This window comes from Bifidobacterium goeldii (genome assembly GCF_003951095.1).
In the GTDB taxonomy this organism is placed as follows: domain Bacteria; phylum Actinomycetota; class Actinomycetes; order Actinomycetales; family Bifidobacteriaceae; genus Bifidobacterium; species Bifidobacterium goeldii.
Window position 1 is genome coordinate 702,542 of record NZ_QXGL01000001.1, and the last position, 13,921, is coordinate 716,462.

The 13,921-nt window shown below is 54.8% G+C and carries 8 protein-coding genes and 1 pseudogene; 2 read left to right on the top strand and 7 right to left on the bottom strand.

From position 1 onward, the window contains the following. Positions 1 to 80: 80 nt before the first annotated feature. The 4 genes and pseudogenes from D2E25_RS03090 to D2E25_RS03105 all read right to left on the bottom strand — a co-directional run bounded on the left by D2E25_RS03090 (position 81) and on the right by D2E25_RS03105 (position 5,594). A complete protein-coding gene (locus D2E25_RS03090) occupies positions 81 to 545 on the bottom strand; it encodes a nucleotide exchange factor GrpE (RefSeq protein ID WP_125979527.1) in 465 nt (154 codons plus the stop codon). Positions 546 to 558: 13 nt separating this feature from the next. After that, positions 559 to 1,698, bottom strand: a complete 1,140-nt coding sequence (locus D2E25_RS03095; RefSeq protein ID WP_125979528.1) for a DnaJ domain-containing protein — start codon at positions 1,696 to 1,698, stop codon at positions 559 to 561. Positions 1,699 to 1,838: 140 nt separating this feature from the next. Beyond that, a pseudogene (locus D2E25_RS03100) lies at positions 1,839 to 3,437 on the bottom strand (Hsp70 family protein). 279 nt (positions 3,438 to 3,716) lie between these two features. Beyond that, positions 3,717 to 5,594 (bottom strand): oleate hydratase, encoded by a 1,878-nt coding sequence (locus D2E25_RS03105; protein ID WP_125979529.1) that lies wholly within the window; start codon positions 5,592 to 5,594, stop codon positions 3,717 to 3,719. Positions 5,595 to 5,889: 295 nt separating this feature from the next. On the opposite strand from D2E25_RS03105, the gene D2E25_RS03110 reads away from it, so the two are divergent. Next, complete coding sequence (locus D2E25_RS03110; protein WP_125979530.1) at positions 5,890 to 6,195, top strand: YhbY family RNA-binding protein; 306 nt, start codon at positions 5,890 to 5,892, stop codon at positions 6,193 to 6,195. A 117-nt stretch (positions 6,196 to 6,312) separates the two neighbouring features. On the opposite strand, the gene D2E25_RS03115 is transcribed toward D2E25_RS03110, so the two are convergent. Next, positions 6,313 to 7,659 (bottom strand): ABC transporter substrate-binding protein, encoded by a 1,347-nt coding sequence (locus D2E25_RS03115; RefSeq protein ID WP_125979531.1) that lies wholly within the window; start codon positions 7,657 to 7,659, stop codon positions 6,313 to 6,315. A 244-nt stretch (positions 7,660 to 7,903) separates the two neighbouring features. Here D2E25_RS03115 and D2E25_RS03120 point away from each other — a divergent pair, with 244 nt between their 5' ends. Further along, positions 7,904 to 8,938, top strand: a complete 1,035-nt coding sequence (locus tag D2E25_RS03120; protein ID WP_125979532.1) for a LacI family DNA-binding transcriptional regulator — start codon at positions 7,904 to 7,906, stop codon at positions 8,936 to 8,938. 28 nt (positions 8,939 to 8,966) lie between these two features. Here D2E25_RS03120 and D2E25_RS03125 read toward each other — a convergent pair whose 3' ends face one another. Beyond that, positions 8,967 to 9,881 carry an aldo/keto reductase gene (locus tag D2E25_RS03125; protein ID WP_164514703.1) on the bottom strand — a complete coding sequence of 305 codons (915 nt, stop codon included), beginning with the start codon at positions 9,879 to 9,881 and terminating at the stop codon, positions 8,967 to 8,969. Positions 9,882 to 10,056: 175 nt separating this feature from the next. Then, positions 10,057 to 13,614: a DNA polymerase III subunit alpha gene (gene dnaE / locus D2E25_RS03130; protein WP_164514680.1), complete on the bottom strand. Its 3,558-nt coding sequence runs from the start codon at positions 13,612 to 13,614 to the stop codon at positions 10,057 to 10,059. Positions 13,615 to 13,921 lie beyond the last annotated feature (307 nt).

Here is a 13,921-nt window from a genome sequence, read left to right on the forward strand (position 1 = left end):
CGATTGCATTGCGCAATGACCAACAATGTACGAAACTGCGGGTGGCATTGACACGCATCACCCGCAGTTACTTGATTTCGCTACTTGTTTTTCGCCACGATTACTTGCGCTGGGCGCAGTACTGTGCCGGATAGCATGTAGCCAGTGCGCAGAACTTTGACGATAGAATCCGGTTGCACGCCTTCGGTAACCGGTTCAATGCCAACAATTTCATGCACTTTCGGATCTACTGTTCCGTCCGTGTCGATCTGTTCAAGACCGTAGCGTGACAGCACTGTGATCAGCTCATCAGCAATGGACTGGTTGAGATCAGCGCTTGGCTCGTTCGCTTGCAGACGGTCAACAGCGAGCAGTAGCTCCTTGGCCATTGACGCAAACACTTTGTACTTGTCAATGTCATCGCGGCGTACAAGGCTCGCGTTGACCGCTTGAACAAGCTGCTTCGTGTTCTTATCATCAGCGAGACGGCGCACGAACAAATCGCGCAGTCCTGCGACTTCCTGCGCCAACTGCGCAAGGGAGTCCTGTGATGTTTCGTCGCTCATAGCCTATCCCCGATCAGTGCAGGCCCGTGTTCTGGGAGGCAGTGCCACCCAGCTCATTGTTCACAGCCCAACCGAATGGGAACATCTTCAGGTATGCGCCGTAGCCAATGCCGCCGGTCAGTGCCAGGAAGAGGATCATCTGGATGAATTCAGCCTTGAACAAGCCGCCAATGATCAGCAGGCCAATGAACCAACCGATCACGCACATCGCGAGGTAGCCAATGCCAGGCCAGCGGAACTTGCGCGCGGACGCAGCAGCCAGATCAGCATGGTGCTGGGCGACGCGCTGGCGCAGTTCTTCATCCTCAATCGGGCCGAGGGAGTCGATTTCAGCCAGACGCTGCTTGCCGAGCTCAACCTGCTTCGTGTTGGCGTAGAAGAACACGGTACCGTCAGCATTGTTGCTCTGGTTCCACGAAATATCGATGAGCAGCAGGTTGATGTACGTGCGCTTAACGTAATCATCGTTCGGGAATGCCTGATGAATCTGGCGAATGAGGTTCAACGATTCCTCATTCTTCTTCTGATCCATCAACGCCCACGCAACACGGCCTGCATAGTAGCCGTTCTGCGGGTCCAGTGAGGAAGCGTGGCGGAAGGCCTGCTCGGCGTCTGCGTAGCGCTTCTCAGAGTCAGCGATCTCACCGATCAGACCGTACAGCTTCGGCTCGTTCGGCGCGTACTTGAGCGCCTGGTTTGCGGAGAAGTTTGCGTCGCCGTAATCCTGAATTTCAACGTCGATGTTGGCACGCATGTACCAAGCATCCGGGTTGTTCGGCTGGATTCGCGTAGCTTCCTTAACAGCGTAGACAGCGTTGCGCATGTCACCGTTGCGGTAGTAGCGGCGCACGTCGTCGAGCGGATCTTCACTCGGACCCTGCTGGGCAGCCTCGGCAGCCTGCTGCGCTGCGGCAGCTGCAGAAGCCTGTGCAAAGCTAGCGTCATACTGCTGACGAGCGGCAGGGTCAAGCAGTACCTTTTCCGCTTCAGAAATCTGCGCGGTCTTCTTTTCTGCCATGCTGCGCTGGTCAAGGTCCGGCGAGCCTTCAAGCTGACGGAAGCGCTTGCGCATAGTGCGGATAGCTTTACGGATGGTCTCTTCATCCGCGTTCTGCTCGATGCCAAGCAGTTCGTAGTAGTTCACGAATGCCATAATTTCTCTCTTTTTCTCCTATGGTGATGCTCTAACGCAAGTTCTGCGCCGGAGTTATTGCGCAGATTGGCCGGATACAGCAGTTTGTCTGCTTGTACTCATCCGGCCAATCATTGCGCGAAATGTCTGTAAGCGGTTGACTACTCGACGGTCATACGGCTGATCTTGTCGGTAGCGGCAGCAACCTGTGCGTCATCCATGTTGGCTGCACGATCGATTTCGAACATGCCCAAGGACTGGCCGCTGACCAAATCAGTCACTTCAATTTGCACCGTTTGATCGATGTCGTAGTGGTAGGTCACACGAATTGGCGATTCAGCCGGGTACGGCGGAATACGCAGTGTGCTTTCACCCAAGATCACTACGAAGTTCGGGTCCGGATCGTCACCCTGCGTCACCTGGATACGAATTTCAGTCTGGTTATCCGCAACCGTGTAGAAGTCTTCAGAATACGATCCTGGAATCTTAGAGTTGCGCGGAATCACCACAGCATTAGACTGCTTATCCGTTTCCGGATTATAGGTGAGCGTACCCAGTGCCTGCGAGGTCACATCCTGAATGACAATAGCCTTGCCTACGCCGGGTACCACAGTGCCTGCACTAGGTGCGGCAGATGGATCCGCTGGCGCTGCAGGAGCGCTCGGATCGTCTACAGCGTAGGTGCCGCCACCGTTCGCTACCTCAAGAGCTGCCTGAATGGAAGCACCAAGTGCCACAGCCTCATCAGGGTTCACGTTGGTTTCTGGCGTCTTGCCAGACATCTTCGTAACCATTTCACGGACCATTGGCATGCGCGTAGAACCACCGATGAGCAGCACGTAATCAATGCCATCCCATGTCAGGTTCGTCTCATCAAGCACGTCTTCAACAAGGTCACGCGTACGGTTGAGCAGCGATGCCGTGGCCTTCTCAAAGTCTTGGCGGCTCACAGTCACCTTGTAGTTCTTGCCTTGGAAGGTAATGAACACGTTGGTCTTGGCAACATTGCTCAATGCGCGCTTGGCCATTTCGGCTTTTTCGCGCAGATCAGCAGTGGCAACAAAATCGTCAAGCAGACCTTCGCCGCCCTGGCGTGCTACGTCGGCAGCAATGAGCTTCATCAGCTCATTGTCGAAGTCATAGCCGCCGAGGTTACGGTCGCCATCAGTACCCAGTACTTCGAAGTTCAGGTTTTCGATGCGCAGTACGGTCACATCAAAAGTGCCACCACCGAGATCGTAAACCAGTACGGTACCGTGCGTTTGCGCGTCAAGACCTTAGGAAATGGCTGCGGCGGTAGGCTCGTTCAGCACTCGCATCACGTTGAAACCAGCCATTTTGCCGGCTTGCTTAGTGGCGGTTCGGCGTGCGTCATCGAAGTATGCAGGAACGGTGATTACTGCATCGGTAACTGGCTCGCCCAACGCGAGTTCAGCATCCTGCTTGAGACGCTTCAGAATGATTGCGGAGACTTCTTCAGCGGTGTATGACTGCCCCGACGTGGAATCAAAACGCCAGTTTGGATCGCCCATATGCCGCTTAACAAACTGGACAACATCGTCCGGCGATTGAGCGGCCATGTGCTTAGCCATCGTACCGACGACCGGCTCATCCTTGCCATCGGTTTCGGAGAAGAATACTACTGAAGGAGTCGTGTTCTCTCCCTCAGAATTCGGTAGGATGGTAGCTCCACCCGCGTCATCCATAATGGCGACAGCGGAATAGGTAGTACCGAGGTCAATGCCAACTGCACGCCCCATGGGAAACCCCTTTGCTAAGAAACACTTACGCTTCAAAACTATACGCTTGCGGTCGTAACGTACAAGAAATCAACACACATAGCGGACAGACAGTATTCCGCGCCATTGCAGACATACAAACGGCCGGGCACCCTAAGTAAGGACTTCCGGCCGTTGTTATCTTGCTCACTACCACTATGGGGGTGTGGGCAGCAATGCTGCATGATCATGCGCAGCTATGGTTCAGTTATGGTTCTACTGTAATTCAGCTGAAGTTCTGCGCATGGCATGCGCGCAGTATTAGATCACGTGATACTCCTTCAGCAGCGTGGCAATATCAGTGCCGTCGAGCTTCTTCAACACCTTGCCGAGCACTGCGCGCTCCACGAAGTTGAGCTTCATATCCGTCACCGGCTTGCCGTCGCGCAGTTTGACGGTCGCGTTGAGCAGGTTGCGTACGTCGTAGACGCTGCCCCACACTTCTGGCACGCCGCGGTCCACGTCGAGCAGCGTGTACACCGCTTCCATACCGGTACGCATTGAGTATTCGGTGGTGAAAATCGTGTCGCGAGGAGTCTCAGCAAACTGGCCGAGGAACGCGAAGTTAACTGCACCATCCGGCACCACGTCCGGGCGGTCACCGGCGGCACGCGGCATGAAGAACGCGGTGATGTATGGCATCATCACCGGCACGGTGTTGGCGTGGCTCTTGGCGAGCGCTTCGATTTTGTCGGTTGGCACTCCCATGTGGTAGAGCCATTCTTCGCAGATTTCCTCGCCGGTGCATTCGGTCATCGGCTTCTTGACGTAGTTGCCGGGCTTGTCAGGGAACAGGCCGTAGACCCATACGCACAGCTGGTCCTTGGGCTGGTCGCGGAACTGCTGTTGGCGGTTGAGTGTCCAGCTCATCAGCCAGTTGGAGTCGGTGACGGTGACGATGCCGCCGGTGACGACGTGCCCGGTGAACGGGTCGCGCTTGCAGATGCGCTGAATGTAGGGCGGGATCTCCTTGTCGAGCGTGGTGACGGTGGCGCTCATCCACTTGGTGGCTTGCGGGTCGGAGCAGAAGGTGTCCGGGTGGCCGAAGCTCGGATCTTGCTTGGCGATGCGACGCCACATATCCCAACCGCCGCCGGGCTTAATATCCGGGTTCCACGGGGCTGGCGAGTGTTGCGAGCCCATCGTAGAGTTCTCGACGCAACCGCCGTTGGTAATGAATACGAAATCGTTCTCAGTTAGGTCGATTGAGGACTTCTCGCCTTCATGGTCGATGTCGATGCGTACAGCAAGCTTCTTAGTTGGCGTGGAGTATGGATTGCGCTTGAAGACGCCGGAGGTTGCTTGGATTTTGAGAATGGTGTCTTGACCGACGCCGGTGTGCTCGCGCTTGGGACCGTCTCCACCACCGATCGCGAAGGCAACGTTCTCAACCTTGGTGTTGTAGTGGAACTGCACGCCGTGTGCTTCGAGATACTTCACCATCGGCAGGATCATTGACTCGTACTGGTTGTAACGAGTAAAGCGCAGTGCGGAGAAGTCTGGGAGTCCCCCAATGTGGTGAATGTAGCGCTTGATGTACAGCTTCATTTCGAGTGCAGAATGCCAGTTTTCGAAGGCGAACATCGTGCGCCAGTACATCCAGAAGTTGGAGTTCAGCACTTCGTCGTCGAAGAAGTCGGTAATCGGCTTGTCATACAGGTCTTCGTCGGGGGTGAAGAACAGCTTCATAATCTCTTGCGAAGCCTTGTCAGAAAGTCCAAACTTGCCGTTCGTTTCAGCATCGTGACCGAGATCTTTAGTGGCACGGCACAGTGAATAGTTGGGATCTTCTTTGTTCAGCCAGTAATACTCGTCAAGTACGGAAACGTCTGGCGTTTCAATGCTCGGAATGGAGCGGAACAGGTCCCACATCACTTCGAAGTGGTTGTCCATTTCGCGCCCGCCGCGCATTACGTAGCCGAGGCCTGGAATCTCCGCGCCGTCGCATGCGCCACCGGCGACTGGGTCCTTTTCGAAGATGTGGATGTTCTTGCCGGGCATTTGTGCATCGCGCACGAGGTAGCAGGCAGCAGAGAGTGCTGCGAGTCCTGTACCGATAATGTACGCGTTTTTCGTCTCTACACCGGCCGGCTTCTTCGGACGAGCAAATGCTTCATAATTACCGTTTGAGTAGTACATGGTCCGCCTCCCCGAGGATCAGGTTCACAGTGTTGACATTGCGTCAACGTTGTTAGTGGCATCTTGCCGCATTGTTCTCTTCCCCGCCATAGACAGTAGACCGCGTTTCGCCGAATTACAACGGTTGCGAACGAAGTCTGATAAAGATTCAGCGGCAATTCAGCACGATTCTGCGCATGCCGCCTGCAGCATCCCGGTCGTTCATCGCCCCGAACCGGTATCCTCAACAGATAGCGAACGCTGTTACACACGCCCGAGACGCACCGGGTGAGATACGAAGGAACGAAGGAGCCCCATGGCACTGACCAAGAAGCAGACCAAGCAGCTGCGCGCACTGGCAAACCAGCTCAAGCCGCTGCTGTTCATCGGCAAGAACGATCTGACCGACGCCGCCGTCAAGCAGGCGGATGAGACCATCGAAAAGCACGAGCTGCTCAAGGTAGCCGTGCAGGACGGTTCCGGCCTGACCGCCAAGGAGGCTGGCGAGGAGCTTGCCGAACGCCTCGGCGCTGAGCTCGTGCAGACGATCGGCAATCGCTTCGTGCTGTATCGCGAGTCCAAGCGCGACGATGTGAAGAAGATCGTGCTCGTACGCGAGTAGCGGTTGGCCTGCGAACGACTGTCGGCAACTCAATCGCCGCACTTACGGCGTCAAACGGCCCGCAATCCACACACGGATTGCGGGCCGGAATTATATGTCGTCAGATGTTGTAGCCACTCAGTTGGTTACCGTGAAGCCTTGGCTTTCGCCGTACTCAGTGAGTGCCTTCTGGAAGTTGGCGAGGGCTTGGCTGAGCGTGACTTCCTTGCGGTAAGCCGGGCCGAGGTTGTCGCCGTAGATGCTCATCGCGTGAGCGCTGAACGGCATGTAGGAGAAGCCTTCGCTCACCTCGCTGGCCGCCTGAGCAAGCACCTTGTTGTATTCCTGACCACCGAAATACTCGGTCAGTTGGTCGGAGCCGTTAAGGAACTTTTCGGACTTGAGCGTCTCCAGATCGGAAGGGAACGAGCCGTTGTCAACGCGCGCATCGATGCCTTCACGCTCATGGTTGACGAAATCGATGTACTTCCAAGCAGCCTTCTGCTTCTCACTGGAGGCCATAATCGCCAGCGTGGAGCCGCCAGCCTCGCCATTAGATGGCTTGGATTCATCCCACTGCGGGATCGTAGCAACACGGAACTTGCCGGAAGCCTGCGATGCGCTGGTGAGCAGGTTGGCGCTCATCCACGCGCCGTAGTTGAGCGATGCAATAGTGCCGTCGCCGAGACCGCGGTTCCAGTCGTCGGACCAGGAGTTGACCTTCGTGTTGATGAGGTCCTCGTCGATCATCTTTTGCCAGAAGTCGGCGACCTTCTTGACAGCCGGGTCGCTAGCGAGCGTGATCGAGACGTTTTCGGCGTCCTTGATCTCGTACGGGCGGCCACCAGCAGCCCAAATCAGGCTGGCGAGTATCGTGTAGGAGCCTTCAGAACCGGTGTCGGCGGTGATGTAGTGGCCGCCGCCGAGCGCCTTGATCTTCTTAGCGGCCTCATAATATTCATCCCAGGTCTTGGGAGGCTCGGTCACGCCGGCAGCATCGAAGACTTCTTTGTTGTAGAACAGCGCGGTGGGGCCGGAGTCCATTGGCAGGCCGTAAATACCGCCGTTGCTGTTGACCTGCGCCCACGTGCCGGGCGTGTAGAAGCCGTCGTAGTCCTTGGCGCCCATGTCGCTCATGTCGGCGAGCGAACCGGCGAGCGCGAACTGCGGCAGCGCGTGGTATTCGAACTGGGCTACATCGGGTGCGCCCGAGCCGGCATTAATCGCGTTGGTCAGGGAGGTGATGGTCTGTACTGCAGAGCCAACGTTAGTGAGCTTGACTTTGATGCCAGGATTTGCCTTTTCGAAGGCTGCAGTTGCCTGCTTGAGGGTAGGCTCCCATGCCCACACGTTGATTTCAACCGGATCGTCTGCAGTGCCTTCCGGCCCATTAGCTCCGCTGCTTGACCCGCATGCCGCAAGGCCCACGCCCATCAACACCGCGAGTGCGGCGGCGGTGACCTTAGTGCCGGTTACATGCTTCATATTGTGCTCTCCCTCCCGAGGCGACCCTGCCTCGGCCTTCGCGGATCCGTAAAGCCCCTGAGACGACGTCATCACTGCCGTATAGCCAGATCCATATTGTGTAATCGTTTACAAGATGTGAGTATACACTGGTTTGTAAACGATTACAAATCGAATGGTGTAAAGGACGGCATGCACATGGCACACAATCAGCCCGCAAACGGCTCAACCAAACGCAAGCCGAGCGGCAAAAAAACCAATCATCATGGACGTCGCCCGCGTGTCGGGGGTATCGTACGCAACCGTGTCACGGTTTTTAAACGGCAACCCACACGTCTCCCCCGAAGCCGCAGAGCGCATTGCCGCCGCCGTGCGCGATATTCACTACATTCCCAACAATGCAGCGCGATCGCTCGTACGGCAGCGTACGCAAACTGTTGCGTTTGTTATGCACGGCGAGCCCGAGTCCATTACCACCGATCCCAATATCAACACCATCATGGTGAACGCCAATCGGCGACTGAGCGACGCTGGCTATCAGCTCGTTGTCCTCATTGCTGATAGTGACGAAGCAGGCGAACGCATCGCGCGACTCGTGCGCAGCGGATTTGCTGACGGTTGGATTCTCAACAATCTCCAAGTTGATGATCCATTATTTACCGTATTTCGTTCAGTTGACGCGCCTGTAGCAGTTTCAGGCGCCGGCTATGGCGAGTCGTCACCATTCCCAACCGTTGATATTGATAATCGTGAAGCTTCAGCTGAGTTGACACGCTATCTACTTGGCAAAGACCATCGACACATCGCGTACATTTGCGGCCCCGAATTTATTCCATGCGCGAGCGAGCGCCTGCACGGCTTTCAAGAAGCCATGGGTGACAATTTCGACCCTACGCTGGTTGTTCAAGCAGAAGATTGGGGCCGTGCAAGCGGGCAGAAAGCACTCCTTGAACTGTTGCAACGACTAGCGGGCGCGAGCAGTGATACTGCGCCCAATGTTCCAGCAGTGCTGAAACAGCAGCATATTGACGCGCTGGTATGCGGTAACGACTGTCTTGCTGCAGGTGCCATGCAATATTTGATCGCGCATGGCGTGCGCATTCCTGAAGATGTGGCTGTAGCTGGGTTTGATGATAGTCCGGATGCGCAAGCTACCAATCCGCCATTAACCACCGTGCACCAGCCTATTGGCCAGTTCGGTGTGCAAATGGCGGATATGGTGCTCAATCAACTTGAGGGTGATGAAGCGCCAAGCATTGTTTGGCTGCCTACGCATGTGGTAGTACGCCATTCTGCCTGACTATGCAACGCGCCTCACTCTGCACGCGTCAGATATTGCCGCGCACGTGCTGATTCGCCCACGACTGCGATTGCACAAACGTTGCTGGATCAGCACTGACACGCCCATCAGGATCATGGAGCGCATCGATTGCAGCGAGTTCCGCTGCACTCAAATCAAATTCAGCGCTAGCCAAGTTCTCCTTCATGCGTGCAGCATGCTTGGACTTCGGGATGATAATGCGCCCTTCTTGCGTATGCCAACGCAACACTACTTGCGCTGGAGTAACCCCATGCGCTTGAGCAGCAGCCACAACCGGCGCAGATTCAATATCCTTGCCATGGCCAAGCGGACTGTATGCTTCAACCGCAATACCATGCTGCGCGCAGAACGCACGATTATCTGGCTGCGAATAGCGTGGGTGCACTTCAATCTGGTTGACAGCAGGCGCCTCACCGGAGTCCTCGATAATCTTCTCCAAGTGCTCGGGCAGGAAGTTGCTCACGCCCGCCACGCGAATAGCACCCTCATCGCGCAGCTTCAACAGCGCGCGCCACGTTTCACAGTACAAGTCAACAGCGGCGAATGGCCAATGAATCAAGTACATGTCCACAACGTCGACGCCAAGCTTGCGCCGCGACTCTTCAAAAGCACATTGTGCCGCATCATAGCCTTGATCACAGTTGCGCAGCTTGGTAGTCACCCACACCTTGCCAGCCATGCCGGTGGCTCTTAGCGCATCACCAACTTCTTGTTCGTTGTAGTAGGCCGCAGCAGTATCAATGTGCCGATAACCGATTTCCAGCGCTTCCTCGACAGCACGTTGCGTGTCTTCCGGAGGAATTTGGAATGTACCAAACCCGATCTGCGGAATCACTGACGCTGCCTTGTTCTGCAATGTCAGCATCGGCTGATTAGTACCACTCGCGTTGTTCGTGTTTGCATTGTCGTTAGATGCCGTCATTTCGCTCATGATGCGCCTCTTCGTAACGTAAATACTCGGCATATGGCCCGGTATTAACCCGGACCATGCAACCGACGCTATGGTATCGCGCAAAACCGCACGCATTCAAGCACAAGCGCACATGCTCGCACAAATACGCTCACAGCGCATCAACTACGCGGCACTTACGCAACGCTCAGGCAGCAGGCAAACATCCTGGGCCAAAGAGAATCTTAATCTCAGCAAACAAGCTCGTATCACGCTTCACGCGGAAGCGGTCACCAAAGGTGAGCACTTGCGCATTACCACTGTCATCGAGTACTGCCAATCGCACCTCGCAGTAGCCCGGGTGCCGCGCAATCACTTGTGCGAGCTGCTCCACATTGCCGCGCTCGAGCGCTACCTGCGGCAGCGTAATCACCAGCGGGCGCTCATCAGCAGACTCTAATGTTGGCACTTGCATTTCAGTGGCGCGCAAGCTCACCGTCTCTTCGCGCACTTCCACCTGACCGCGAATCTGCACCACCGTATCAATCGCAAGTTCAGCAGCAGCAGCCTCATACACTTTGCCAAAGAACATGCATTGAATCGAGCTTTCCATATCCTCAATGGTCACAATCGCCCACGGGTTGCCCTTCTTGGAAACACGGCGATCCACACCGGTAATCAAGCCCGCAAGCGTAACCTGCTGACCATCAGGCATAGTGGGAGCACGGTCGATCAAATGCGCAATCGACATTTCGCGCAAACCTGCAAGCACTGCTTGCATGCCAGAAAGCGGATGGTCAGACACGTACAAGCCGAGCATTTCACGTTCGAAATTGAGCTTGGTTTTCTTATCCCACTCCTCAATATCCGGCACGGTGACAGCAGCATCGCCCATCGTCTCTGCTCCGCCATCCTCAGCATCTGCGAACAGATCAAACTGCCCTTCAGCTTGCTTACGCTTCAACCCTACTACCGAGTCGATTGCCGCCTCATGCACCGTAAATAGTGCGCGACGGTTCGGATCAATAGAGTCGAATGCGCCAGCTTTGATCAGCGATTCCACGAGACGGCGATTCAGTGCAGTTAACGGTACGCGGCGGATGTAATCCATGAAATTCACGTACTTGCCGCGCTCACTGTGCCGCTCAGCGATGATGTCTTTCACCGCGTTTTCGCCAACATTGCGGATAGCGCCAAGGCCAAAACGCACCACGTCGCCGACAGCAGAATACTCGTATACTGATTCGTTCACATCCGGCGATAGCACTTGAATGCCCATGCGACGCGCTTCGCCCAAGTACAGTGCAGTCTTATCTTTGTTCGTAGCTGCGCCCTGCAACAAGGCTGCCATAAACTCGACTGGATAATGCGTCTTCAAATACGCAGTCCAATACGAAATCAGACCATATGCGGCAGAGTGCGCTTTGTTAAACGCGTAGCCGGAGAACGGAACCAGAATCTCCCAGATCGCTTCTGCAGCTTCCTCGGAATAGCCATGCTCTTTCATGCCAGCAAAGAATGGAATCTTCTCCTTTGCCAGCACTTCCGGCTTCTTTTTACCCATAGCTCGACGCAACACGTCTGCCTTACCAAGCGAATATCCAGCGAGAATACGCGCAGCAGACTGCACCTGCTCCTGATAAATAATCAGACCATAGGTTTCATCAAGCACCTGCTTGAGCGGCTCGTCAAGCTCAGGATGGATTGGCGTGATCTTCTGCAAACCATTCTTACGCTTGGCGTAGTTGATGTGCGATTCCATTGACATTGGGCCCGGTCGGTACAGGGCGATCAGTGCGGAAATATCGTTGAAGTTATCAGGCTTCAACGTTTTCAGTAGCGAACGCATGCCATCAGAATCGAGCTGGAACACGCCAAGCGTGTCACCGCGTGACAACAGCTTGTAGGTTTCCTTATCGTCCAGCGGAATCTTCGTGTATTCGATCGGCTCTTTACCATTGTTTTTAATGTTGTTGAGCGTATCGCGAATAACTGTCAAGTTGGAAAGTCCCAAGAAATCCATCTTGACCAAGCCCAGCGTTTCGCACGTATGGTATTCGAAAGTCGTCGTAACCGTGCCATCAGTACGTTCCAGCAGCGGAGACGTGTTCGTAATCGGCTCACTACCCATGATCGTGGCGCACGCGTGCACACCAGTCTGACGAATCAGACCTTCGATACCCTTCGCTTCTTCCGTAATGCGCTTGGCATCCGGGTCAGACTCGTAAAGCTCACGATATTCGCGAGCTTCCGCATATCGCTTCGCCGTCGGATCGAAAATATCATGCAGACTAATATCTTTGCCACCGGTGGCTGCCGGCGGCAACGCTTTAGTAATACGCTCGCCCATTGAAAACTCGTAGCCCATAATGCGAGCGGAGTCTTTAAGCGCCTGCTTGGTTTTGATCGTGCCATAAATCACGCACTGAGCGACCTTGTCACGACCGTATTTTTCACCGACATAGTCGAGTACGCGCATACGACCTTCCGGGTCGAAATCCACATCGATATCCGGTAGGGAGACACGCTCCGGGTTCAAAAACCTTTCGAAGATCAGACCATGCTTGAGCGGATCAAGTTCCGTAATACCCATCGCATAAGCGACCATGGCACCTGCAGCGGAACCACGGCCTGGACCGACCATAACGCCGTGCGTTTTCGCCCAGTTGATGTAGTCAGCCACCACAAGGAAGTAGCCGCAGAACTGCATCTGGCAGATCACGCCACACTCATAATCAGCTTGCTTGAGCACTTCAATGGGCGGATTGCCGTCATAGCGCTGTTCCAAGCCTTCCTCGACCTTTTTCAAGAAGAGCGAGGTCTCATCCCATCCTTCAGGGCAGTCAAACTGTGGCATGAACGCGCCATCTTCATGATCGTCAAAGATCACATTGCAACGTTCAGCAATTTCCAGCGTGTTATCGCATGCTTCAGGGAGGTCCTTGAACAGTTCGCGCATTTGTTCAGCGGACTTAATGTAATAGCCCGAACCGTCGAATTTAAAACGGTCAGGATTGTCAAGCGTGTCTCCTGAGTTGATGCACAACATAGCATCCTGTGCATCTTTATCTTCTTCAAGCACGTAATGCGAATCATTCGTCGCGAGGAGCGGCGCGTTGAGTTTCTTGGCAATCGTGAGCAGATCATTAGTGACCTGCGTTTCGATTGTCAGACCATGGTCCATGAGTTCGATAAAGAAGTTATCGCGACCAAAAATGTCTTGGAATTCGCCGGCAGCGCGCAACGCTTCATCAAACTGGCCCAGACGCAGCCTCGTTTGAATAATGCCCGAGGGGCAGCCTGAGGAAGCGATAACACCCTTGGAATATGTGGAGAGTACTTCCTTATCCATACGCGGGTATCGCATAACACGGCCTTCAAGATTGGCCACAGAGCTCGCCTTAATCAGGTTGACGAGTCCTTCATCATTTTCAGCCCACATAGTCAAGTGGGTAATCAAACCGCCACCAGAAACATCATCGCGTCGCTGTGCTTCAGTGCCCCAGTGCACACGGGATTTATCTTGACGAGCGGTTTCCGGGGTGACATATGCTTCGATGCCAATAATCGGCTTAATACCAGCATCAACTGCGGTACGCCACAGCTCATAAGCGCCGTGCATGTTGCCGTGATCAGTAATGCCTACTGCCGGCATGCCAAGTTCTTTCACCCGGTTTACCAGATTCGGGATTTTTGACGCACCATCCAGCAGTGAATAATGCGTGTGGTTATGCAATTGCACAAAGTTCTTCCCCGATTCGACCATGTGTTCCACCATACCGCATGACCTCGGCTGTGAGCAGAAGACAGCGGCAGTGTGCGCTTGGGCCGGATTGTGTAACAAGGCATGCGGTAAGCGCTGTTACTTCACAATAAGGCATGGTCAACACGCCGATATTGTGGATAACTCGCTACCCTTCGACCACATTGCCCGTTTTTTCTAGACACGCATAGGTTCTATCGTCTACGCTCACAGAACCGGGTTACAGCGGTTGATATGTCGGCAATGGATGACGACGTGCGAAGGGGAACACTGATGAACGATATACAGCAAGTCAACGCGCAACAACACA